Source organism: Acidiplasma cupricumulans (genome assembly GCF_001402935.1).
GTDB classification, from domain to species: Archaea; Thermoplasmatota; Thermoplasmata; order Thermoplasmatales; family Thermoplasmataceae; genus Acidiplasma; species Acidiplasma aeolicum.
In genome coordinates this window covers 1-1,580 of the sequence record NZ_LKBH01000111.1, presented here as the reverse complement: position 1 = coordinate 1,580, position 1,580 = coordinate 1, and the positions used below count along the sequence as shown (strand labels likewise).

At 29.7% G+C, this 1,580-nt stretch carries 2 protein-coding genes; one reads left to right on the top strand and one right to left on the bottom strand.

What is annotated here, in order from left to right; genetic code table 11:
• Positions 1 to 859, bottom strand: an 859-nt coding sequence (locus tag AOG55_RS03380) for an ornithine cyclodeaminase (RefSeq protein WP_055040888.1), incomplete at its 3' end; no start/stop codon positions are given.
• A 59-nt stretch (positions 860 to 918) separates the two neighbouring features.
• Here AOG55_RS03380 and AOG55_RS03375 point away from each other — a divergent pair.
• The coding region (locus tag AOG55_RS03375) for an aspartate racemase/maleate isomerase family protein (RefSeq protein ID WP_055040887.1) at positions 919 to 1,580 on the top strand (662 nt) is incomplete at its 3' end.

The window sequence follows — 1,580 nt, the reverse complement described above, 5'->3', positions numbered from 1 at the left end:
TACCAGCTGCTATATCTTCAAGGCCTATTCCCATGGATTTAAAAACACTTTTATTTACCTTATATTTATTTACATTTATAATAAAATCCTTTAATTCAACTATTTTATTTTTATTTTTCATGTCTATTATTTCTGATGCCTCCTTCATTGACTGATCAAGATTCTCAGAAATTACTATATCAGAATTGTCAAGAACATCATTATTGGCCTCCCTTCTGCCAATAATATTTGATCCCACCAGATTAATATGATATTTTTCAGGAAGCATTGAATAATCAAAGATTGGTGTTTTTGAATTTGTTACGGATGTAATTACATCAGAATCCTTTAATACAGATAAATCCCTTGATGCCTTTATATTAAAATCAAATTTTTTTGAGAAATTTAATGCATGTTCATAATTTTTTGAATACACATAGACATTATTTAAATCATAAATCGAGGCCATTGCCTTTAACTGTGTTTCGGCCTGGAATCCAGACCCTATTAGTGTGTAATTAATATTCTTTTTATTTATTAATAACGATGTCACCATTGCTGTTAATGCACCTGTTCTTATCTGACCAAGTGTGTTTGCATCGATTATAAATAATTTTTCCGGATCAGAAACGTCAAATATTATAACAACAAACCTTACACCGTTTTTACCTGATATGTATGTTTTTAATCCTGCTATGTTATATTTCTCATAATATGCAGGCATTGTATTTAAAATAAAATTATCGCCATAGATTCTATCACGTGCGTTTGCATAAGATTTTTTGTTTCCGTAAGAAGTGAAAGCATCCCTTAATTCATTTATGCATTCTTTTATATCAAGGTATTTCTTTACATCCTCATCGCTTATATAATAAATCATTATTATTAATTGATTTTTCATTATTAAATATTTATAATGTATAAATAAATATTAAAATAATGATAAGAGTGGGCATGATTGTACCTGCAAACAATGTTGCACTGGAATATGATATGTACCATATGGCCCCTTCGATAATTAGCTTCCATTCCACAAGAATGAGACCATCAAGAGGATGCGAACCACAGGACCCTGAAAAATTTAGAAGGGAGCTCGGTGAGGCATATAACCTTATTAAAAAAATTTCCGATGTTACAGTTTATGGAAGGACATACGGGACCCACAAAAATATTGAAATTATTAAAACTGTTATAAAAAAGAACCTTATAATTCCTGAAGTCTCCGTAATGAATTTATTGAGATATAAAAAAATAAATAATGTCTGGCTCGGAACTCCGTATATAAAGGAAAGAACAGCCGAGGAGGCAAATTATTTTAAATCAAATAATTTTAATATAACAGGATTTGCAGGGTTAAATAAAATTTATGGCCTGGATATTTCAAATACAGGTGATGATGAAATAATTAAAATGATTGAGAATGAAAAATCCAGTGTGATGGCTGCAGATGCAATTTATTTATCATGCACTGCACTTCCAACACATAGTGTCATAAATAAGGTCATGAAAAAGTTTAACATGATGGTAATTTCTGAAAATTCTGCAATACTATGGGAAATATCTAGGATATTTAATATTAATTTTGAAATACCGGGAATATC